Source organism: Chloroflexota bacterium (assembly GCA_026708035.1).
In the GTDB taxonomy this organism is placed as follows: Bacteria; Chloroflexota; UBA11872; order UBA11872; family UBA11872; genus JAJECS01.
The window spans coordinates 47501-69678 of the sequence record JAPOVQ010000034.1 but is presented as its reverse complement, the minus strand read 5'-3'; the positions used below and the strand labels follow the sequence as shown (position 1 = coordinate 69678).

The 22178-nt window shown below is 65.8% G+C and carries 21 protein-coding genes (1 of these 21 cut by a window edge); 17 read left to right on the top strand and 4 right to left on the bottom strand.

Annotated elements, in window-relative coordinates:
• The first annotated feature begins 36 nt into the window (after positions 1-36).
• The 9 genes from OXG33_13590 (at position 37) to OXG33_13550 (ending at position 9086) form a co-directional block, all read left to right on the top strand.
• On the top strand, positions 37-1281 hold the full coding sequence (locus OXG33_13590; protein ID MCY4114947.1) for a baseplate J/gp47 family protein: 1245 nt from the start codon (positions 37-39) through the stop codon (positions 1279-1281).
• On the top strand, positions 1241-1699 hold the full coding sequence (ruvX, locus tag OXG33_13585) for a Holliday junction resolvase RuvX (GenBank protein ID MCY4114946.1): 459 nt from the start codon (positions 1241-1243) through the stop codon (positions 1697-1699). Before OXG33_13590 ends, ruvX begins: the two co-directional genes overlap by 41 nt.
• Entirely contained in the window at positions 1696-2751 is a 1056-nt protein-coding gene (mltG, locus tag OXG33_13580; protein ID MCY4114945.1) for an endolytic transglycosylase MltG, read from the top strand. The genes ruvX and mltG overlap by 4 nt, the downstream gene beginning before the upstream one ends.
• Positions 2748-3830 carry a Xaa-Pro peptidase family protein gene (locus OXG33_13575; protein MCY4114944.1) on the top strand — a complete coding sequence of 361 codons (1083 nt, stop codon included), beginning with the start codon at positions 2748-2750 and terminating at the stop codon, positions 3828-3830. Before mltG ends, OXG33_13575 begins: the two co-directional genes overlap by 4 nt.
• A gap of 30 nt (positions 3831-3860) precedes the next feature.
• On the top strand, positions 3861-4427 hold the full coding sequence (gene efp, locus OXG33_13570; GenBank protein MCY4114943.1) for an elongation factor P: 567 nt from the start codon (positions 3861-3863) through the stop codon (positions 4425-4427).
• 22 nt (positions 4428-4449) lie between these two features.
• A complete protein-coding gene (locus tag OXG33_13565) occupies positions 4450-4875 on the top strand; it encodes a biotin/lipoyl-binding protein (GenBank protein MCY4114942.1) in 426 nt (141 codons plus the stop codon).
• A gap of 311 nt (positions 4876-5186) precedes the next feature.
• A complete protein-coding gene (locus tag OXG33_13560) occupies positions 5187-7064 on the top strand; it encodes an ABC transporter substrate-binding protein (protein MCY4114941.1) in 1878 nt (625 codons plus the stop codon).
• A gap of 51 nt (positions 7065-7115) precedes the next feature.
• Positions 7116-8066: an ABC transporter permease gene (locus OXG33_13555; protein MCY4114940.1), complete on the top strand. Its 951-nt coding sequence runs from the start codon at positions 7116-7118 to the stop codon at positions 8064-8066.
• 105 nt (positions 8067-8171) lie between these two features.
• Positions 8172-9086, top strand: coding sequence for an ABC transporter permease (locus tag OXG33_13550; protein MCY4114939.1), 915 nt, complete (start codon positions 8172-8174; stop codon positions 9084-9086).
• A 42-nt stretch (positions 9087-9128) separates the two neighbouring features.
• Here the strand turns inward: OXG33_13550 and OXG33_13545 are convergent, their stop codons facing one another.
• Both OXG33_13545 and OXG33_13540 read right to left on the bottom strand, forming a co-directional pair.
• On the bottom strand, positions 9129-9977 hold the full coding sequence (locus OXG33_13545) for a DegV family protein (GenBank protein MCY4114938.1): 849 nt from the start codon (positions 9975-9977) through the stop codon (positions 9129-9131).
• Between the two features lie 164 nt (positions 9978-10141).
• On the bottom strand, positions 10142-10498 hold the full coding sequence (locus tag OXG33_13540; protein MCY4114937.1) for a cupin domain-containing protein: 357 nt from the start codon (positions 10496-10498) through the stop codon (positions 10142-10144).
• A 117-nt stretch (positions 10499-10615) separates the two neighbouring features.
• On the opposite strand from OXG33_13540, the gene argG reads away from it, so the two are divergent.
• From argG to OXG33_13525, 3 genes are read left to right on the top strand one after another with little or no spacing between them, the layout of a single operon-like run.
• Positions 10616-11857 carry an argininosuccinate synthase gene (gene argG / locus OXG33_13535; protein MCY4114936.1) on the top strand — a complete coding sequence of 414 codons (1242 nt, stop codon included), beginning with the start codon at positions 10616-10618 and terminating at the stop codon, positions 11855-11857.
• A gap of 48 nt (positions 11858-11905) precedes the next feature.
• Positions 11906-13804, top strand: coding sequence for an endonuclease/exonuclease/phosphatase family protein (locus OXG33_13530; GenBank protein ID MCY4114935.1), 1899 nt, complete (start codon positions 11906-11908; stop codon positions 13802-13804).
• 31 nt (positions 13805-13835) lie between these two features.
• Entirely contained in the window at positions 13836-14585 is a 750-nt protein-coding gene (locus OXG33_13525) for a creatininase family protein (GenBank protein ID MCY4114934.1), read from the top strand.
• An 80-nt stretch (positions 14586-14665) separates the two neighbouring features.
• Here OXG33_13525 and OXG33_13520 read toward each other — a convergent pair whose 3' ends face one another.
• Both OXG33_13520 and OXG33_13515 read right to left on the bottom strand, forming a co-directional pair.
• Positions 14666-15037, bottom strand: coding sequence for a type II toxin-antitoxin system VapC family toxin (locus OXG33_13520; GenBank protein MCY4114933.1), 372 nt, complete (start codon positions 15035-15037; stop codon positions 14666-14668).
• Positions 15034-15231: a type II toxin-antitoxin system VapB family antitoxin gene (locus OXG33_13515; protein MCY4114932.1), complete on the bottom strand. Its 198-nt coding sequence runs from the start codon at positions 15229-15231 to the stop codon at positions 15034-15036. Before OXG33_13515 ends, OXG33_13520 begins: the two co-directional genes overlap by 4 nt.
• A gap of 296 nt (positions 15232-15527) precedes the next feature.
• Between OXG33_13515 and OXG33_13510 the strand changes: the two genes are divergently transcribed.
• The 5 genes from OXG33_13510 to OXG33_13490 all read left to right on the top strand — a co-directional run.
• Entirely contained in the window at positions 15528-16085 is a 558-nt protein-coding gene (locus OXG33_13510) for a sigma-70 family RNA polymerase sigma factor (protein MCY4114931.1), read from the top strand.
• Positions 16075-18174 (top strand): von Willebrand factor type A domain-containing protein, encoded by a 2100-nt coding sequence (locus OXG33_13505; GenBank protein MCY4114930.1) that lies wholly within the window; start codon positions 16075-16077, stop codon positions 18172-18174. Before OXG33_13510 ends, OXG33_13505 begins: the two co-directional genes overlap by 11 nt.
• A 270-nt stretch (positions 18175-18444) precedes the next feature.
• Positions 18445-20184, top strand: a complete 1740-nt coding sequence (locus tag OXG33_13500) for a hypothetical protein (GenBank protein MCY4114929.1) — start codon at positions 18445-18447, stop codon at positions 20182-20184.
• 108 nt (positions 20185-20292) lie between these two features.
• On the top strand, positions 20293-21099 hold the full coding sequence (locus OXG33_13495; GenBank protein MCY4114928.1) for a methyltransferase domain-containing protein: 807 nt from the start codon (positions 20293-20295) through the stop codon (positions 21097-21099).
• A gap of 195 nt (positions 21100-21294) precedes the next feature.
• On the top strand, positions 21295-22178 hold the 5' portion of the coding sequence (locus tag OXG33_13490; protein MCY4114927.1) for a zinc-binding dehydrogenase. Its footprint extends 154 nt past the window's final position; only the first 884 of its 1038 coding nucleotides appear in the window; it begins with the start codon at positions 21295-21297; its stop codon lies beyond the right edge, outside the window.

The following is a 22178-nucleotide window of genomic DNA, read 5'->3' as shown; positions in this document are numbered from 1 at the left end:
CCGCGCCACGCCCATGGGCGCCGCCGCGCACCGAGGATGCGCGAACCCGTGTTCGAGCGCCTGGACGAGCTCGACGGCTCGCGACCGATGCGCACCTATCGTCATTGGGAGCGAAATGACCATCCCCTGCGTCTGCTGGCGCCCACTGCCGCGGCGGTGCTTGGCGTCGCCGCGGTTTGGATCGTCATGGCCTTTTGGATCTGGCCCTCCTCGACCGTGCAGGTGTCGCCGCTGGCCACGCACGTGCCGATCACGCTCGATGTGCGCATCGATCCCGAGCTGTCCGAGGTCGACGTCGAAGCTCGCGCCATTCCCGGCGCGATCGTGTCCGCCGTCAGCGACGGCTCCATGTCCATGCCCACCACCGGCCGGCGCCGGGAGCCCGTGGAGTTCGCTCGTGGGCGCATCACCCTAAGGAATCGCACCCGCGAAGCCGTTGTCGCCCTCCGCAACACTCGGGTTCGCACCCAGCAGGGCACGAGCTTTCTCACTGACGCCGAAGTGCTGGTGCCGCCGACGGTGGAAATCGTGGGACAGACGGTTCCTGGTGAGGCGACCGTGAGCGTGACGGCGGAGAACCCCGGCACGACGGGGAACGTGCGCGCGCTGGCGATTGTGGCCGTCGATGGACCGGAGGCGGAGACGCTTGACGTCTTCAATTCGCAGCCGATCACGGGGGCGGCGGAGCGGGAAATCGCGCTGGTTTCCCAGCGCGACATCGACGAGCTCGACCGCGTCCTGGTGGAGCGGCTGCAAAGTGCGGCGGTGGAGGAGCTTCGGCGCGACCGCCCCGAGCAGCACACGCTGGTTGTATGGTCGCCGGAGGCCGGCAATCCTGAGGTCGTGCGGAAGGACTTTAGCGCCGACGTGGATCAGCTTGCGGCGGTGCTGCAGTTGGACCTGGAAGTGCGCGCGAGTGGGACTCTCTTCGCCAACGATGACTTGGAGCGGATTGTTGTCGATGGCCTCGCGAGCGGCGGAGCGGATGTCGAATTCGACGAGATTCATGTTCTGCGAACCGAGATTCTCGACGAGTCGTTTGGACGGCTGCACATGCGCATCGAGGCGGTTGGCGAATCGGTGGCGAGAATTGAAACCGATGCCATTCGCGGGATGCTGGCCGGTGCGAGCCTCGACGACGGGGCGGCGGCCCTGAATCGACAGTCGCAAGTTGCCGCCTGGCGGATGTCGCATGATCCACCTGACACCGAGAACTTCCCACGTTGGGGCTGGCGCATCGATGTCCAAGTCACGGAGCCGACGGCCATCCCGGCGGGCTGAGCCCGCCGAGCCACCGCCACCGCGCAACCAGCGCATCATTGGCCTTGATTTAGGGTCGCGCCGCATAGGCGTGGCGATTTCAGACGCGACAGGCGGGTTCGTGGCCCATCGACGCGTCATCGAGCGGCGGAATCTGGTTCGCGATCGAGCAGCGGTGGCGGCGATCACCGACGACTATCCCGACGCTACGATTCTGGTCGGTCTGCCGTTATCGTTGGATGGAAGCGATGGGCCACAGGCGGCGCGAACGCGCCGATGGGCCCACCAACTGCTTGCGGATCAGTGGGACTCGGTCGTGCTGCGCGACGAGCGGCTCACGACGGTCGCCGCGCGGGAGCGGTCGGGCGAGCGTCCCATCGATGCGGTGGCCGCCGAGGTGCTGGTGCAGGACTTTCTCAATGATCGGGGAGCCTGGTGAGGGCCATTGGTCTTCTCATTCAGGCGTTTGTCGTCGTGCTGCTGTCGATCGGCGCGGTGGCCTTCTTGGGCTTCACCATCGTGAGCCGGTTCGCCGAGTCGCCCGCGCCGGTGGCGGCGCAAACCGTGCTCTTCACCATTCCGCCGGGGACCACGACCAGCGACATCGGCCGCGCGCTTCAGCGCGACGGCCTGATCCGCAGCGATCTGCTGTTTCGTCTCCTGGTTGATCGGCGGGGCCTCGACGGGCGATTGCGGCAGGGCGTGTATCTCCTGCGGCAAGACATGTCGTTGGACGAGATTCTGACCTTGCTCGAGGCCGGGCAGCCCGCGGAGCAGACGGTCACGTTTCCGGAGGGCTTCCGCATCGAGGAAATGGCGGATCGGCTCGACGAGCAAACCCACATTGCCGGTCAAGATTTCTTGGGAATCGCGCGCAACCAGGTTGCCGAGCTTGCGAACGAGTTTCCCTTCCTGCGCGGCATCCCGCCCGGAGTGTCACTCGAAGGCTATCTGTTTCCCGATACCTACCAGATCAACGCCGGGACCACCGCCGGCGATTTGGTCCGCACCATGCTGCGGCGCTTCGACGACATCGTGACCGTTGACATGCGGTCGTCGGCGGCGGCCCGCGGCTGGGATTTGCATGCCCTCATCACCGTCGCGTCGGTCGTGGAGCGCGAGGCGCGAATCGATGAGGAGTACGCGCTGGTGGCCGGCGTCTTCGCCAACCGCCTTGCGACGGGCATCCCGCTCCAGGCGGACCCCACGGTGCAATACGCCCTGGGACGCACCGATGGTGGGCGCGGGTGGTGGAAGCCCGACCTCACCACCGCCGATTTTCGCGTGGATTCGCTGTACAACACCTACCTCCACTCCGGGCTGATGCCGGGGCCGATTGCCAACCCCGGACTCAAGTCGATTGCCGCCGCCGCCAACCCGGCCGAAACGCCATATATCTTCTTCGTCGCCAAAGGCGACGGATCGCATGCGTTTTCCGTGACGCTCGAGGAACATGAGCGCAACATCGCCCAATATCGAGCCCTGCCATGAGCGGCGCTGAGCCGGCGGCTGGAACGCGCGTGGAAAGGGCCCAATCGAAACTGAGCGATTTGGGCGCGGACGTGCTGCTCATTCACGGCGCCGCGAATCGCCGCTACCTCAGCGGCTTCACCGGAAGCGCCGGCGTCTTGCTCGTCGGTGCGGAACATCGCGTGCTCGTGACGGACTTTCGCTACACCGTGCAGGCACGCGATCAAGCCCCGGCATTCACCATCGTGGAAACGGCAGAGCCACTTGAGGGCCTGGCCGATGCCGTGGCGGCCTCCGGCGCGACGCGTGTTGGATTCGAGCCCGAGCACGTCACCTATGCCGGGTTTCAGAAGCTGGAGGCGCGGCTCGCCGAGTTAACGACCCCGGCGCGCCTCGTGCCCGTTGAGAGCGTCGTGGAGCAACTGCGGGTGATCAAGGATGCCGGTGAAGTCGCCGTCATGCGCGAGGCCGTGCGCATCGCCGACGAGGTGATGGCGCGCGCCGCGGCGTGGATCGAGCCGGGCGTCACCGAGCGCGCGCTGGCGAACCGGCTCGAGGCCGCCATGCGCGATCTCGGCGCCGAGGGGCCAGCCTTCGACACGATCGTTGCAGCCGGACCGAACGCGGCCATGGCCCACCACCAGCCCGGGAGCCACCCCATCGCCGAAGGTGAACCCGTAATCGTCGACCTTGGAGCGCGACTTGGGGGCTATTGCTCAGACATCACTCGAACGTTCATCGCCGGCCCGGCGGACAAGACGTTTCGGCGCATCTATGACCTCGTCCTGGAGGCGCAGCTGGCCGCCGAAGCCGAAATTCGCGCCGGCATGTCGGGGCGGGCCGCCGATGCGCTGGCGCGCGACCCGATCGCAGCGGCCGGGCATGGCGGCGATTTTGGACATGGCACGGGCCACGGCGTGGGGCTGGAGATTCACGAGTCCCCGCGACTCTCGACGCGGTCGGACGATACGCTGGCGACCGGCATGGTCACCTCAGTGGAACCGGGAATCTATCTGCCGGGGTGGGGTGGCGTAAGGATCGAGGATCTCGTGCTCGTGCAAGACGACGGTGTCGAAGTGCTGACCCAGGCGGCAAAATGACTGCCGCTGTGAACGACGTGAGGCCGTCCGATGGTTGACCCTGGCGAGTTGCGTCGCGGCAATGTGGTGCGGATCGACGGGAAGCTCTTGGAGGTCGTCGAGCACCAGCACCAGAAGATTGGCCGCGGCAGCGCACAAACCAAGCTCAGGCTGCGCGACATCGTCAACCACACAACCTCCGATCGAGTGTTTCAAGCGAGTCAGCGCTTCGAGCGCGTGCGGTTGGATGTCGATCCGGCACAATTCCTGTACCGGAGTTCCGACGCCTTTCACTTCATGAACATGGAGACGTTCGAGGAAGTCGCGCTCAACGCCGCCGAGGTCGGATCGGCCGCGGTCTATCTCGTCGACGGACTGGAGCTTGAGCTGACGACGTTCGAAGGGCGCACGATCGGACTCGAGTTGCCGGTGGCCGTTGAAATGGCGGTTGCGCACACGGAGCCTGGGGTCCGCGGGGACACCGCGACAGCGGCATCGAAGCCGGCGACCATGAGCACGGGCCTGCAGATCGACGTGCCGCTCTTCATCAACACCGGCGACGTCGTCCGCGTGGACACCCGCACCGGCGAATACAGCACGCGCGTCGGCCAGGCGTGACCAGGGATACGTGGGGATTGTCTTGACTGACGAGTGGGAACGCGCGCTCTCGGAAGTGCTCCCCGATCTTGTGGCAACAGCTCGAAATGAGCGGCTGGAGGAGATCGAAGTCGCTGACGAGCACCACACGATTCGCCTGCGGCTCGCGGAGCCAGCCGCCGATGGCTCAACCGTCGTCGAGTCAGCGGATGTAGAGGCTGCCGACCCGCCGGTTGCTCGAACCGCGCACGTCGGCATCTTCCATCGGCGGACCGAAGACGGCGCCGATCCGATCGCTGAGCCCGGCGACGCGCTGGAAGAGGGAGCGCCGCTTGGCTTCGTGGACGTGCTCGGCGTGTCCCACGAGGTGGCGGCGCCGTTCGACGGAACGATCGAGGCGTTTCTGGTTCCCGACGGCCAGCCGGTCGAATACGGCCAGCCCATCGCCCGCTTGACCCCAGCCGAGTAGCGTTCCGACCTCGGAGATCTGATCGAGGACCGCCGTGGCTCCGTCGCGCTTCGGAGTTGCCCCCCGCACTCTCGTCGCCGGCGGGCTGCCCGAACTGCGTGCCCATGCGCTGCCAGGCGTACCGGGGTGCCAAATCGAACTTCGGAGTCAAATTGGCGCGTCCATAAGATTCGCATCGTCAAGATTCTCTGAGTGGTAAAGTCCAATTCGGGACGGACTCGTGAATTCGACCGAAGAATTCAGGTGAGCGTCGGCGGTTGCCGGACGCGCCGGGTCCGGGTGCGACTCTAGTCGCGGGAGGGGAGGAACCCATGGCGAAATCCTTGAGCAGGCGTGACGTGGTGCGCCTCGGAGCGCTTGGTCTCGCAGGCGGCGTAGGCGCTGCGGCGCTGGCCGCGTGCGGCGAGGGCGAGGTCGAGGTCCGCACCGTCGAGGTCGAAAAGATCGTCACGGTCACCGAGATCAAAGAGGTCGAAGTCGAGAAGGTGGTGGAGAAAGAGGTCGTCAGAGAGGTTCCGGTCGAGCGGGTTGTGACCCAAGAGGTCGAGAAGATCGTCGAAAAGGTCGTGGAGGTGCCGCAGGAGACGCAGATCGCGGGCGTCTTTGAGATCGGACCCGTCAAGGCCGTGCGTTTCGGCAACTACCGCGACCTCACGCCCTACAACCCGCAGTACGGCGGCAAGATCACGCACGCGGCGCCGGGCGCGATCAACAACCTCGACCCGCTGCACTTTCCTGACGCGTGGTCACTGATGGGCGGCGGTCAGCCGCTTTTCGACGCGCTGATTGCGCACGGGCCGGGCGGCGAACTGGCCCCATGGCTGGCGACGGACTGGACAGTCTCGGACGACTTGCTGACCTACACGTTCCAGCTTCGCAACGACGTGCAGTTCCACGACGGCACGCCGTTCAACGCGGAGGCCGCCAAATTCAACTTCGAGCTGTGGATGGACCCGGACATGAACCCCGGCTGGAACGCCAACATCGGCAATCAGCTGGCCAGTGTCTCGGCGCCGGGCGACTTCACGCTGGAGATGACGCTCAACGAGGTCAACGTCTTTTTCCTCGACCTCCTGGCCGGCGGCTCCGCCGTCTTCGCATCGCCGAAGGCCGTGGCGGAATACGGTGAAGACCTCACCCGAAACCCCGTGAGCACCGGGCCGTACAAGTTCAAGGAGTGGAAAGAGAACATCTCCCTGACGATGGTCCGGAACGACGACTACAACTGGGGTCCGCCGTGGGCGCTCAACCAGGGTCCGGCGTTTGCGGACGAGTGGACGTCGTTCGAGCTGACCGACGTGTCGGCCAAGGTGGCGGCATACGAGGCCGAAGAGCTGAGCTGGATGCACCACTACAGCCTCACCGAGCTGCAGCCCTTCTTCGGGAGCCCGGCGCACCAGGTTTTCATCGGGCTTGGTCCGGGACAGCCGTGGTACTTGCAGACCAACACCATCAACTTCCCCACGGATGACTTGGCGGTTCGCAAGGCCCTGATCCACGCCACCGACCGCGGCACGGTCACTCGCAGCGTCACGCTGGGCTTTGGCGCGCTGGCGGGCAGCCTGCTCACGCCCGGAACCGTCGGCTACAACCCGGACCTGGATGGCTACTACGACTTCAACATCGAGAAGGCCAACCAGATCCTCGATGAGGCCGGCTACGCGCGCGGCGATGGCGGCTTCCGCTACGACTCCAGTGGTCAGCTTTTGGAGGTCTCATTCCCCGACACGCCGAATCCATTCTCACAGCCCTACAAGCTCAACATCGAGAACGCGATCGGCATTTCGGTGGCCACACCCAACATGGAGTGGGGCACTGCCGTCGAGCAATACCTGCAGAAGATGCACACCCACAAGTGGCAGGGCGGCGTGGGGCTCGAGGGTGGCCTGGTGCTCGACACGGTCTATCACTCGCGCAATTTCGGAGTCCCGGGTAACCGGGCCTACACCTGGCTCGTCGACGAGGAAATCGACAGCCTGCTCGACGCCGTGCGCACTGAGCCCGACCAGGCCAAGCGCGCACAGATGACGAATCGTGTGCACACGATCCTCATGGAGCAGGCCGTGGGCATCCCGCTGGTCGAGTGGGGTTCGCTATTCCCGGCCAACACGGCCAAGGTCGGCGGACGCGTATTCCACACGATCTTGACCTCGCCGTACCCGTTCGACCTCTACTCGACAGAGGGCTAGGAGCGAGGCCATAAGGAGGGCGTGATCGCCGGACGCTGATCTGGCGCAGGAATGGGCAAATACATCGCAATCCGGGTGCTGGCCGCAGTGCCGGTGCTGGTCGGAGTGTTGCTGATCGTATTTGTCCTCCTGCGCCTGATCCCCGGCGATCCGGTCTCCCTCCTCCTCGAGTCGCGCGGCGAGTCGTCGATCTTCACCAGCCGCATTCCGCTCGAAGCGGTCGAGCAACTCCGCGATTCCTATCACCTCAACGACCCAATTCCGGTGCAGTTCGCGCTGTATGCCCGGGATGTGGTGGTGGGTGACTTCGGCCGGTCGTTCCAGACGAATCAGCAGGTCGGCGATCTCATCAAGGAGCTGTTCCCCGAGACGTTGAAGCTCACGATGGCCGGGATGGGCGTCGCCCTGCTGGTGGGGCTGGTCTCGGGAATAGTGTCGGCGATCCGACACCACACCTGGGTTGACTATTCGGGCCAGGTCGTGGCCGTGTTCGGCGTGTCGGTGCCGGATTTCTTCTTTGGTCTCGTCCTGATTTACATCTTCGCCGTAAATCTTCGATGGCTGCCGGCCCTGGGGCAGGACCGGCCCGAGGGAATGATCATGCCGGCCGTCACGCTCGGCGTGAGTGCGGCCGCGATCATTGCCCGGATGACCCGCTCATCCATGCTCGACGTCATGAGCCGCGACTTCGTGCGGACGGCCCGCGCCAAAGGCCTCCGTGAGTCGGCGGTGGTGATTCGACACGCGCTCAAGAACAGCCTGATTCCGGTCATCACCATCGTTGGCTTGCAGTTCGGGAGCCTGCTGACGGGGGCAATCGTCGTCGAAGTCGTGTTCACCCGGCAGGGTCTTGGCTTCGAGTTGGTGGAAGCCGTGCAGCGCCGCAACTATCCCGTGGTGCAGGCGCTGGTCATGCTGGCGTCGCTGGTCTATGTCGCTGTCAACATCATCGTGGATGTGCTCTATACCTACATCGACCCGCGCGTGCGGCTTCAGACGTAGCGTGACGCTGGCAGGCAGCGCCAGTCGGCGCCGAGGAACGAGACGCCCGAGTGAACCATCGCAAGCCTGCAGTGCGGATCCCGCGCTTGCCCGGTCGAGCGGCTGATGGCAACGACTGACGACGTTACGGTCCAGCAGGCGCTCGAAGGCGGGGACGCGGCGCCCGCGCGCAGCGAATGGGGCCTCGCTTGGCGGCGATTCATTCGCAACAAGGCGGCCATCGCCGGCGGCGTGGTGCTCATCGCCATTGCCATCGTCGCGATCCTGGCCGATGTCATCGCGCCTCACTCGCTGAATTACTACAACCCGGTGTTGTTCAATTCCCCGCCGGGGGAGGGTGGGCACCTCCTGGGCACGGACCGAGTGGGACGCGACGTGTTCACGCGCGTCGTTCACGCGCCGCGCATCTCGCTGCGCATTGGATTCCTGGCGGTGGCTATAGCTGCCACCGGCGGTACGTTTGTCGGCTTGGTCGCCGGATTCGTGGGCGGCAAGGTCGACTGGGCGATAAGTCGCGTGCTGGACGTGATGCTGGCGTTTCCCGGCATCCTGCTCGCCATCGTCATCGTGTCCACGCTGGGACCCGGCCTCAACAACGCGCTGATTGCCCTGGGGATCGCGGCCATTCCCTACTACGCACGGGTCGTGCGCGGCGCCACGCTGTCGGCGCGTGAGCTTATCTACGTGCGGGCCGCGCGAGCCGTGGGCATGCGCGAGGCCCGCATCATGCTGCGCCACGTGCTGCCCAACGTTGTGAGCCCCATCATCATCATGGCGACGCTTGGCTTGGCGTCGGCGATTATTGCCGCCGCGGGACTGAGTTTCCTTGGCCTGGGCGCCGAGCCGCCAACTCCCGAATGGGGGCTGGAACTCGCCGAGGGCCGGCGCTACCTCCGCACCGCGCCGTGGGTGCCGATGCCCCACGGCATCGCGATATTCATCACCGTCATGTCGCTGAATCTGCTGGGCGACGGACTCCGCGAGGCCCTCGACCCGCAGGCCAGCGCCTGGACCAACTGAACGACCAGCACTCGCACCGTTGTCGCGAGAGCCGGCGCCCGCCTAAGGGTTGGCGATAAACGCGACGCCGAATGCGCCCCGGCCTGTGTGCGTCGCGATCACCGGTCCCATCTCGATACCTGGCAGCAGCGCCGCCGACACGTCGAACTCGCGCTGGATGTCCGCCTCCAGCGCGGCGTACATGTCGTCCGCCCCCACGTGCATCACCGAGATTGACTGCAGGCCCTTCGGTGCACGCTCGCGGACGTAGTCCACCAGCGCGCGTCGAGCCTTGGTGAAGGACCGCACCCGGATGACGGGTTGCACCTCGCCGTCCTGCACGTGCAACACCGGCTTGAAGCTCAGAATCGACCCCACGAAGGCTTGGGCTCCGCCAATGCGGCCACCCCGGCGCAAATACTCCAGCGTGGGCACGACGAAGGCCACATGCGTGCGCGCGCCCAGTTCGTTCACAAGCTCCACCACCGCTTCGGCGCTGGCGCCGCTGTTGGCGGCCTGTGCCGCCTCGACCGCCAGCAAACCGACGCCAATCGGCGGCAGATCGTTGCGGACCAGGTGCACATCCACATCGGGCAGCTGGTCCGAAGCCAAACGTGCCGATTCGAGCGTGCCGCTCAGCTTGGCCGACAGGTGGATGGACACGATGGCGCTGCCGTCCGCCCCGCAGCGTCCATAGATATCCATGACGGCAGCAGGCGCCGGCTGCGAGGTGGTCGGATGCTCGGGCCGGCTCTCCAGCATGGTGAAGAACTCAGTCGGCGTGATGTCGACGCCGTCGGTGTAGTCATCGGTGCCAAAGTGCACGTGCAGCGGCACCACTTCGATGCCGTGCTCGTCGAGAAGACTCTGGGGCAAATACGCCGTGCTGTCGGTCACGATTTTGACTGCCATGCGAATACTCCAATCCAACCTCAGCGCCTGGCATTGGTTCCGCCGCCGGGTGCGTTGTTGCCACCGGGCCAAGCGCTATCTGGCCACCCGAGAAATAGTACTCCGTCCGAACAAGCAATCCGTCAAGGCGGCGACTCGTGTGGGCGGGCCTTGGGTAGCTCCGGTTAGTCGCTCTTTGGAATGTAGCGATTGGCCAACTCGACATAATCTTCACGCGGTGGACTGAAGATGTCGAGAACCAGTGCGGGACCCTTCACTGTCCGCGCCCGATGGAGCACGCCGCCGGGGATGATGAACATATCCCCGGGGCGGCACAGGCGCGTCTCGTCGCCGATGGTCAGCTCCATCTCGCCTTCGAGCAGCATGCCGGCCTGTTCGTGCGGATGCTGATGCAATGGCACCACGCTGCCTTCGTCCAACTCCAGGCGTGACAGCATCACCCGGTCGCCGTAGGGCGTGCGGGCGCGTGCTCCCGGGGCAAGCTCGATTTCGGGATGATCGGTGGGGTCAACGAATGGCATGGGTGGACTCCGGGGCGGAGGATCGCCCGAACGGCAGGCGGCGACGGCGCCGGCGGTCGCACTTACGTGTGCGAACGGTACTCTACAAGCGGCTGATGCGTCCTAGCGGGGTGAGCAGTGGTTGTTGGGGATCTCGTTGGCAAGCGCATGGCGCTGGCCGCGTCCGGTGGTCTGGATAGCTGCACCATCACGCGCTGGCTCGTTGAAGAGGGAGTCGGGGTCGTCGCCCTCACGGCCGACCTGGGCCAGCCGGATGAGGCGAACATCAACGACATCCCCGAGCGCATGCGAGCCGCGGGCGCCGAGGACGCCGTTCTCGTCGATGCCCGCGACGCGCTGGCCCGCGCCGGAATCGAGATCATTCAGACCCAGGCCAAGTACGAGGGTGGCTATTGGAATACGACCGGCATCGCGCGGCATGTCACGGTGCAGGCCCTGCTTCCGGAGGTTCAGCGACGAGGCATCACGGTGTTCGGCCACGGCGCCACCGGTCGCGGCAACGACCAGGTGCGGTTCCAGCTGGTCACCAACATGCTCGCGCCCCAGGTTCAGGTCTATGCCCCGTGGCGCGACACCGAGTTCCTTGACCTATTCCCCGGTCGCCGGGAGATGATCGTGTACTGCGAGCGAGAAGAGATTCCCATCCGCGCGACGCTCGACAAGCCTTACTCGACCGACGCGAATCTCCTCGGACTGACCCACGAGGCCGGACAGCTCGAAGAGCTCGACACCCCGGCCCAATTCGTGCGACCGGAGATGGGCGTATTCCCGCACGAAGCGCCCGACGACGGTGAGCGCGTCGCGATTCGCTTCGAGCAGGGCGTTCCCACGGCCATCGACGGTCGGCCCGTGACCCCGCGTGAAGCGATCGAGCGGGCAAACGCCATTGGCGGCCGGCACGGTGTGGGTATCGGTCTGCACGTGGTGGAGAACCGCTTCGTCGGCATCAAGTCACGCGGGGTGTACGAGGCGCCGGGGATGGAGCTGCTTGGGACGTGCTACGCCTACCTCCAGCAGCTCATCCTGGATCGCCGCGCGCGCGCCGTCTTTGACCAGACTTCGGCGCAGCTCGCGCGACAGGTCTACGAGGGCTATTGGTTCGACCTCGCCAGCAGCGCCATGCGGCGGGCCGTGGAGACGTTCACGACGCTGACGACGGGCACGATCGTCGTCGACGTCTATCGGGGCCACGTCGCCTACGCCAGCGCGCACGACGTGCCGCACTCGCTCTACAGCGACGCCTCGAGCATGGAGGGCGTGGGCGACTTCGATCACCGTGACTCGGAAGGATTCCTCGGCGTGCTGGGCGTGAGCGCTCGTGCGCTGAGTACCCAGGGCCACATCGACTCGGACGAATGAGGCCGGTGAGACAGAAGTGAGCAACGTCTGCCCGTCGCAGAGAAAACCGTGGCCGTAGCGCGCGCCGCGACGGCGTCGGACGCGGCTCGGCGCGCGCCGCCGGCGGGGTTGCTGGCCATCGCGTGCGCCCTGCTTCTCGGCCTCCAGGCGATCCGGGTCTTCACCACCCACACGGTTTGGCTGATCGGGGAGACGTCCAGCCGCGAGGTTCTGGCTATCGTTGTGCTCGGCGGCTTTGCAGCCACCATCCTGGCCTGGCCGGTCATCCATGGCGTTGGCATACAGGCGGCGAGCCTATGGTCGCTGCGACTGCTCGCGGCCGGGGCGGCCGTGGGACAGATTTCCGCCGTTCCCGGAATCGATTTCGTGGCGGGCCTCGTCGGCGTCATCGCCCTGGGGTGGTTCCTGGCGTTGCTGCCCGCATTGGGAACAGCGGCGCCTTTGGCTCTTGCCGTGGCGCTGGCGCTCGATCTGACGGTTCGCATCGGCTTCATCACCGTCGATGCGCCGTTTGCGCACGATCCGGCGGCGTCGGCGGTTGTCGCCATCGCGGTCGCCATCGTTGCGCTTGGCGCCCCGGCAGTTGCTCGTCAAGGAGGGCGACTACCAGCGTGGCGCGATGCCTGGCCGCTCATCGGGCTAGGTCCTGGGCTGGTGGTTTTCCTGATACTCAGCGGAAACATGGGCCAGGTCATCGTGGGCGCGGATATTGATTTCCGCAGTGCTGGCCTCGCGCTGGCTGCCGGCGCCGCAGTGGGCATCGTCTGGACTTCGGCGCTGATTCGAGCCGGGCCGGCTCGTGCCCGAGTCTTGCTTGGCGTGGCTGTCCTCGTATTCGTGGCGGGCTTCGTGCTTTTCGATGCTCGACTGCCGCTAGCCGGATTCGGCGCTGCCGCCGTTGCCGCTGCGTTGCCGGTGATGCTGGTTCCGCTGGTGCCGCGGACGGACGGCTCCGACCGCGTGGCGCCCAGCGTGGTGTCGATGACCGTCGGTCTTCTGCTGCTGGTAATGCTCTTGTTCGTGTTCTATTCCTTCTACGGACCTGGCTGGGTGATGTGGGCCGCGGTCATCGCCACTGCTCTCCTGGGAGTTGGCGGCTCGTCGAAGCGGTCGCCGGAGGTCGAAGACGTGAGGCGCGCGCGCCGCCGAGGCTGGCAGGCGCCGATAGCCGTGGCCGGATTGGTGCTGCTGCCGGCTGCCGCGGTGGCCGGCACGGCAGCGCCGCCGGACACCGGATCCTCCGATTCCGACGGGCTCCGCGTAGTCGCCTACAACATTCGCCAGGGATTCGGCGTCAAAGGCCGCTTCGACCTCGAGGCCGTGGCGCGGACGCTCGAGGACAATCCCGCCGATGTGATTGCGCTGCAGGAGGTGGGTCGGGGCTGGGTGATATCCGGTTCCGCGGACACGCTCACCTGGCTATCGCAGCGGCTCGACATGCCCTACGTTTATGGAGCCGGTGCGGGCGATCTCTGGGGCAACGCCACCCTCACCCGGCGGCCCATGCGCAGCGCCGTCCATCACTTCGACAATCCGGGACGGATTCCGCGCGGCGCCGTGGAATCTGAGATCGACGCCCCCGGCCGGACCTATACCGTCATCAACTCCCACTTGGATCACGCGGTAGACGGCGGCCCGACGCGCGAGGCTCAGGCCCGGACCCTGCTCGACATCTGGGGCGGCCGGACGCATACGGTGCTGGCGGGGGATCTGAACGCGGAGGCGGACGAACGGTCGATGCAGTTGCTATGGCAGGTTGGATTCCTCGACCCGGACGCCGGTGGTCCGCCAACGTTTCCCGCGGACGGCGAGCGCATCGACTACGTGCTGCACACCCCCGACCTTGCGGCGGTCGAGGTCCGCCGGCCGATCACCGCCGCCTCCGACCACGAGCCGGTGTGGGTGAAGCTGACGCCGCACACCCTAGCGGACGTCGCTTCTCGCTAGCGCGGGCCCCTTCACGCAGCGCGGTAATTCCATGCGCTTCGGCGATCACACCTACGAAGAGATCCGGGAGCTGGCGCGCGGGGGGTGCCTGGCAATTCTTCCGACCGGTTGCACCGAGCAGCAGGGGCCGCATCTCCCCGTGGACTTCGATACCTGGTTTGCCGTGCAGCTCTGCGAGGCGGCATCCGAACGAGCCTCGCGCAGCTTTCGCATCAATTCGCTTGTACTGCCGGCCATTCCCTTTGGGCCGACGCCGGAGCATCGAAACTATGGTGCGGGCTATATCGATATTCCGGGCAAGCTCCACGGCGACATCGTTCGTGCCGCACTGGAATCCCTCGCCGAGCAGGGCTTTGACCGAATCGTCGTTTGGCACGGGTGCGGCGGCCACGAACTGAGCGACACAGTCCGGGAGTTTAACCGGACGCACCGGAGCGAATCGGCGGCCTTCTTGCCCCGTCATCCGTTCAATGACATTTGGCGCCGTATTGGTGATCCGGCAGTGTCCGGTGGTCACGCCGACAGCTTCTCGACCTCGATTGCGCTCCATCTGCGCCCTGCATCCGTCCGCCGGGACAAGATTGTCGATCCTGCTCATGGGCCGGTTGACTGGCAGGATCCGGACCTAGACTTCGCGCGCTATTCGTGCACGGGGGTGATCGGCGACCCAACCCATGCCAGCGCCGAGCTGGGCGCCCGGCTATGGGAGGCCGCGGTCGACAGTGTGGCCGACACTCTGCGGAACATCGCGTCTTCTCCTCCGGCGGCCAGCGGCACCTAAGTCTTCACGCGCGTCCGATGCGTGGGGATCCAGTGCTCGCCGCGGCCAAAATTCGCGTGGGGCTGCAAGAGGGTTGCGGCTTAGTCCGGTCGGCGCTCCGAGAGACCCAAGTCGACTGCCACTTTCATGAGTCGCTGGTCGATCGTCCAAAAGTGAGCTGACGCCGCGAGCGCCGTAGCGGCGAGCAGGTGGGCGTCGATGTAGCCAATTCCGCAGCCCATGAGTTGATGGTGCTCGATGAACGCAAGCACTTCCTGATCGTCCGCCACCGGTGCTTGGGGCAACTCTCCCAGCAGTCTGAGCACCGCGGCCCGATTGCGCAGGTGTCCGCAGGCAAGCTCACCGACAACCATGGGATGCACGAGCACCTGGTTGTCATGCAGAAGTGGAGAAAGGCGCGTCTCGGCGCCGCGCAAATGTTCGACCCAAATCGACGTATCGACTAGCGTCATCCAGACGATGCTCGGCGGCGAGGGATGGCCTGGAGTTGAGGCTCGCTTCCGCCCAGCCGCGCCAGGCGCCGGGCGCTTTCTCGCTCGATGAGGGCTCGCAGCCCCTCGCGGACCAGCGCCGTTCTTCCGTCGATCCCGGTGAGATGCTGGGCTCTGTTCAACAACCGTTCATCGAGATTCAGGGTGGTTCGCACGTCGTTCCCTCTACCAATAGCCGCTTGTCTTTGAATTATGCATCAAATGATGTCCGAAACGACGCATTCTCATTCAGGTCGTGCCGTCGGCCCACGCGAGGCAGAAGCGCGGTACTTTAGTACCTAATCGAACGGACCTAAACCCAACGGGAGACGGAGCAGCTGCATGGGGATGCGCGTCGCCGTGCTGCTAGGCATGCGAACAAGAAAATCGTTTGCAGGCATGGAACGTTTCGGCCCGAACGCGCGTAGTGTCTAGTGGAGTACCTCCGGAGCACCGGCCATGAGGGCGGCACATGACCGATGAGCAAGCGGTCCTGCGTTGTCAGGACGGCGAGCGCGAAGCCTTCCGCCATCTGGTAGAGCGTTATCAAGATGTTCTCTTTGGCACGGCGGTCCTGATGACCGGGAATCGGGCGCAGGCCGAAGAGCACGTGCAAGAAGCCTTTCTCGCCGCCTGGCGGGGCATTCAGGGCTTCCACAGCGAGCGCCCGGTGAAGCCCTGGCTCGTGCGCATCCTTGTGAACACCGTCGTGTCCCAGCGCAGACGGCGCGCGGTCTCCACGGTTTCCCTCGAATATGAGCGTGAAGCCGAAGACGCCGCGCGCCCGGCCGAGGAGATCGAGGCGCAGCACGATCGCTTGGCGATTCGAGAAGCACTGGCGGGCCTCAATCCGGAGCAGCGGCAAGTCGTGGTGCTGCGCTTCTTCGCCGGCCTCACGGTTCCCCAGCTGGCCGAAGCCACCGGCGTGCGCGAGGGCACCGTGAAATCGAGGCTGCACCGCGCACTCGGACAGCTCCGAGATCAACTGACAACGGGCGATGCCAGAGAGGCGTACGGCCATGGCCAGTAACTATTCCCCAGATCAAGACATGGAGGACACGCTGCGCCGGCACTTCGCGTCGGAAGCCGACGACCTGCGCGCGCCCACGAACCTCTGGGATTCGCTGGAAGACCGTCTCGAACCGCACCCGGCGCCAAATCCGGTCACGCGCATTCGCCGCAAGATCCTCGCGGCTGCCAAGCAGAACTGGCTGCCGGTCATGGTCACCGGAGGCGCCGTAGCGGTTGCCGCGTCCGCGGTGTTGGTGGCCGGCAATGTCGGGCAGGGGCTGCAGGAGACGGAGGTCGTCGAAAAGACGGTCGTAGTCACCGAAGTCAGGGAGGTGATCAAGGAGGTCCCGGTCGAGACGGTTGTGACCAAGGAAGTCATCAAGGAGGTGCCGGTCGAGACCGTCGTGACGCGGGAGGTGATCAAGGAAGTCCCCGTCGAAGCTGTCGTTGAGAAGGTTGTGACTCAGGAGGTCATCAAGGAGGTAGTCAAGGAAGTCGAGGTCATTAGAGAGGTCCCGGTCGAGAGAGTCGTTGAGAAGGTGGTCGAGGTTGAGAAGGTAGTCACCCAGCCAAGGGCAGAGGCGATGATGCCGGCCCCGACAGCCGCCACTACGGCAGCGCCGCCGGCGGCTGCCGAGGCCGCACCGGCTCTCACCGTGCGACCGGCGGACACCACCTTCCAGGACTACGGGCGCCAGCCGTTCGTGGCCACCGTCGACGATGCGGTCTCCACCTTCAGCCTGGACACCGACCGCACGTCCTACCACCTGGCGCTCACCTGGGCCCAGCAGGGCTACGACGTCGAGCCGGACTCGGTGCGGGCCGAGGAGTGGATCAACGCATTCGATTATCAATACGCCCAGCCCGCCGACGCCTGGGGGTTTGCGATCACCAGCGACCTGGTGGCGCATCCGCTGGACGAGCGCCAGCACCTTGTCCGGATTGGCTTCCAGGCGGCGGAAGTCGCGGACGACCGTCCGCTGAACGTGACCCTGGTGCTCGACGCCTCCGGCTCGATGGGCGACGGCAATCGCGTGGACATTGCCCGCGCGGCGGCGGAAGCCATTCGCCGGAGCCTGCGCCCGCAGGACCGGGTCGCGGTGGTGCACTTCACGACCGATGTGATCCACCACCTCACCGTGGAGCACTCGGGCCCAGACGACTACTCGGTCGAGTCCTCGATTGCGCAGTTGGCGCCGCATGGCAGCACCAACGTGCAAGCGGGGCTCAACCTGGGGGTGCAGTTGGCCCACCAGGCACGCCTCGAACGACCGGAAGCGAACAACTACGTCATCCTGATGTCGGACGGGGTGGCCAACGTGGACGCCACCAACCCGTTCGCGATCCTGGAGTCGGCCTACGACCGAAACGCGGACAACCCGCTGCGACTGATCACGATCGGCGTGGGCATCAACAACTACAACGACGTGTTGCTGGAGCAGCTGGCCCAGCATGGCAACGGTTGGTACCGCTATCTCAACGACGCGGCCCAAGCGCGGGCCACGTTCAGCCGGGCGAGCTGGCTGGCGCTGTCGACGCCCTTTGCCGATCAGACACGGGCTCAAGTGACCTGGGACCCGGACGTGGTCAAGTCCTGGCGGATCATCGGCTACGAGAACCGGGTGACGTCGGATGCGAGCTTCGCGGAGGACCGCAAGGAGTTCGCGGAGCTGCCGTCGGGCGCGGCGACCACGGTGTTCTACGAGGTGGAGCTGCAGGACGGCGTGCGCGGTGGCGACGACCTGAAGCTGGGCCGGGTGGAGTTGCGCTGGGTGGTGCCGGAGACGGGCCAGTCGCGCAGCCAGCAGGTTGAGGTGACGGGCCGGAGCAACCTGAGTTTCGGCAGCTACGAGGCGGACCCGCTGCTGCGGCTGGGCGGCATCGTGGCGCTGGCGGCGGACCGCTACAGCAGCCTGCCGCGGGGCGCGGACGACGGCACGGCGGGTGTGTCCACCGACCTGGCGATCCTGCAGGAGGAACTGCGGGCGCTGGCCGGGCCGCTGGGCGGGCTGGACGCCTACCGGGACTTCAGCTTCGTGCTGGAGCGCATGGCGGAGCGCGCCTACACGCAGGCCCCGCCGGAAGCCCCCTCCGGCTACAGCCGCTAGCCCAACGGCGCCTGCCGGTTCCTATGGCCGGCAGGCGCCACGGCACCGCCCCCGGTGATCGCAGGAATATCGGCGAGCCGTTCCTGGGAGTTGGTCCGAAGACCCGTGTACCTATGTCCAATGGTTCATCGCCGGACGGACTTGCGACGCAGTCCAGATACGTGACAATGCGGGTCTGGTAGCAGGAACCCTCGTCACCTCGATCCTGAATGCGGCCGTCGGCCTACGTACGTTTCATGGGTTCGGGTGGCTCCGGAGCGCGAGGTAGCGATGGCTGAGGCACAGCCGAACGAGAATATCCGCTACGAGCCGGATGAGCGCCTCCCATGGCTACTAGCCGGCGGCGCCGGTTTTCAGGCCGCGATGATCATGCTGGCGCCGGTCATTCTGACCGTCGTCATTGTGGTCCAGATCGCCGGCCAGTCCGCCGGCTACCTGTCGTGGGCGGTATTCGCGGCGCTCCTGATCAGTGGCTTTACCACAATTCTCCAGGCTGTCCGCGTCGGGCGAATCGGGGCGGGACACGTGCTCTTCATGGGGACGTCGGGAGCGTTTATCGCGGTCTGCGTCGCGGCGCTGATGGAGGGCGGCCCGTCGACGATGGCGAGCTTGGTCGTCGTCTCGGCGCTGTTTCAATTCCTGCTAGCCGCGCGTCTCCAGCTGTTCAGGCGGATTTTCACGCCGGTCGTCAGTGGCACGGTGATCATGCTGATCGCGGTCACGGTGATGCCGCTGGTCTTCGATGCGCTGACGCAAGTGCCCGAGGGCTCGGCGTCCGCTGCGGCGCCGATTGCCGCGGTGGTCACATTGGCGACTGTGGCGGCGCTGGTGCTGCGCGCGGCACCCAAATGGCGGCTGTGGTCGCCGCTCATCGGCATCGTGGCGGGCTGTGTCGTCGCCGCACCGTTCGGTCTCTATGACGCCCAGCCGATTCTTGATGCGCCCTGGGTTGGAATCCCACTGGACGGTTGGCCGGGATTCGATCTGACGCCCGGCGTCGAGTTCTGGGCGCTTCTACCGGCGTTCATCGTGGTCACCATCGTCGGTGCAATTGAAACCATTGGCGACAGCGTGGCCATCCAGCAGGTGTCTCGCCGCAAGCCGCGGGCAACGGATTTCCGCCTGGTGCAGGGTGCGCTCAATGCCGACGGTATGGGCAATCTGCTCTCCGGCCTCGCTGGGACGTTGCCCAACACCACCTATTCCAGCAGCGTGCCGCTTTCCGGGGTCACGGGAATCGCCGCTCGCCGCGTGGGGGTCGCGATTGGCGTCATCTTCATCATTCTGGCGTTCTTTCCCAAGGTTGCGGCCTTGTTGATCGCCATTCCGGGTCCCGTGGCGGCGGCCTACATCACCGTGCTCATCGGCGTGCTCTTCGTGCAGGGGATGAAGATCATCGTCCAGGACGGAGTCGACCACCGCACCGCCACCATTTCCGGATTGTCGTTTTGGATCGGCGTGGGCTTCCAGAACCAGGTGATATTCGCCGATCAACTGGGTGATGGCTTCATCGGCGTGTTCCTCGGCAATGGCATGACGTCGGGCGCTCTCGCCGCAATCATCATGATGGTGTTCATGGAATTGACCAGCCCGCGGCAACGGCGGGTGAAGGCTGGCCTGGACATCGCCGCTCTGCCGCGAATCGACGAGTTTCTGCGCGGCTACGCGTCCAAGCATGGCTGGAACGCGGCGTCGGCGGACCGGCTGGCCTCGGCCGGTGAAGAGACGCTGGCGATCCTGCTGCAGGGGAGCCAAGACGCCGCCGCCGGCGTGGAGCGCCAACTGACCGTGTCGGCGCGCTCGGAGGGCCAGTCGGTGGAAGTGGAGTTCTTGACGGCGTTGGAGGGCGAGAATATGGAAGACCGCTTGGCCTACCTGAGCGAATTGCCTCCGGTGCCGGATGAACGCGAGGTTTCGTTCCGCCTGCTGTGGCACTACGCCTCGTCCGTGCAGCACCAGAAGTATCACGGCGTCGACATCATCACCGTGCGCGTCGGGCGAACGCACTAGCCACCTGGGAGGCGCCGAGGTGTGCGCCGTCTTGGGCCCTGTCGTAGTTGATTGATCCGTGGCGAAACACCGGGCAGTTTCCGGCCGAATGCTCAAAGGAGCGGCGAAGTGACCGATTCCACCTACACGATGGGCTACAGCGAAGAGTTCCGGCAGATGCTCAATCGACGGAGCGCGGAATCCCATGCTGCCCACCTCATGCCGCTGCTCGAGCCCGGCATGCGCGTGCTCGACTTTGGCTGCGGCCCTGGAACCATCACGGTTGGTCTGGCCCGAGCGGTAGATCCCGGAGAAGTCCACGGTATTGACGTGGAGGAATCACAGATCGACCTGGCGCGTGCCGCTGCAGAGGCGGGAGGTCACCAAAACGCGACCTTCCACGTTGGCGACGTGACCGATCTGCCATTCGATGACAACTCCTTCGACATCGCCCACTGCCACGCTGTGCTCATGCACGTCCCGGACACGTCGAAGACGCTGGCCGAGGTGAAGCGTGTGTTGAAGCCGGGCGGCATCATCGCCAGCCGCGAATTCATCCTTGGTTCGTCGTTCCTGGAACCCGACACCGAATACACGGCCGACGCCTGGGCCACGTTTGGCAACCTGCTCGAGGCAAACGGCGGCCATCCCCAGATGGGCAAGGAGCTGAAGAACAAGCTCATCGAGGCGGGGTTTTCCGACATCAACGCGACGGCTTCCTTCGATATCTTCAGCGCGCCCGCGGACATCGCGTTTCTTCACGCCTTCATCGGCGACTGGTTCTACTCGACGGACGTGATCGCGGCGGCGACGAAATACGGGCTGGCCACGCAGGAGCAGTTCGATCACTGGCGCCTCGAGCACGACGAGTGGATGAACCACATCGGCGCGGTCGGGGCGCTTGCGTTTGGCGAGGCGATTGCCGTCAAGCCCTGAACGAGTCGACGCGCATCGCTTTCGTCGGACTATCGCCGTGTGGACGGTGCGAGGGCGACTGCCGGCGATCCGGTCGCGAGCCCTCGCGGGCGAGCGCCGTGCCGCGACCCTGGGTTGTTTCGCGGCCCGTCGTGCCTGACAGGGCGTCACGGGTGCGGCATCCTTGCCGTCGGACTTCTCCGATTGGATAGTTCTGTGTCGCGCATTGCCCGCCAAATCGAGTTTCCCTCACCGAGTGAGGTGAGGATTGCCGAGACGCCGGTCGCCGAGCCCGCGTCGTCGCAGCTCCTGGTGGAGGCCACGCGCACGCTCATCAGCGCCGGCACCGAGCAGAACCTGCTCGAAGGCGACCACCGGGCCGCCGGCCTGACCGAGGCGCCGGACGCCTTGCGGCCCGGCTATTCGTGGGTCGGGCGAGTGGTTGAGGCCGGCGACGAGGTTGACGGGTTCGCCGCGGGCGACCGGATCGTGGCCTCGCTGCAACATGTGAGCGCCGCGCTGGTTCCGCCGACCGCCCGCCCGATGACCAGGCTCGAAACGCCGCAGTTGCTGCCGGACGCGGTCTCCGATGACGCGGCCACGTTTGTCTCGCTGGCCGACGTCGCCCTGCATGCCGTGCGACGAGCACAGCCGTCGATCGGCGACGCTGTGGCGGTATTTGGAGTAGGCGTGGTTGGCCAGCTGATCGTGCAGTTTGCGCGCATGGCCGGGGCCCACCCGGTCGTTGCCGTGGACCTCGACGATCGACGCTTGGAGATCGCGCTCGCCAGCGGCGCGACGCATGTGGTCAATGCCGGCCGCGAGGACGCGCCGGCGGCCATCCGGGATGTCTCCTACGGCGACGGCGCGCGCGCCGTGTTCATGGCGACGCGCACACCGCTCGTGCTGCCCGATTGCATCCGCGCCGCCGACAACGGGGGCGTGATCGCGGTGACCGGCAGCGCGCCAGGCGCCGTTGGGATTGAATTGCAGGTTGACTTGTTGCGGCGCGAGCTCACGATCTTCGGCACGTATCAGGCCTTCTACCCCCACGAGCCGTATCACATGTTCCAGTGGCCCCGTCCACGCAACCGGGAATA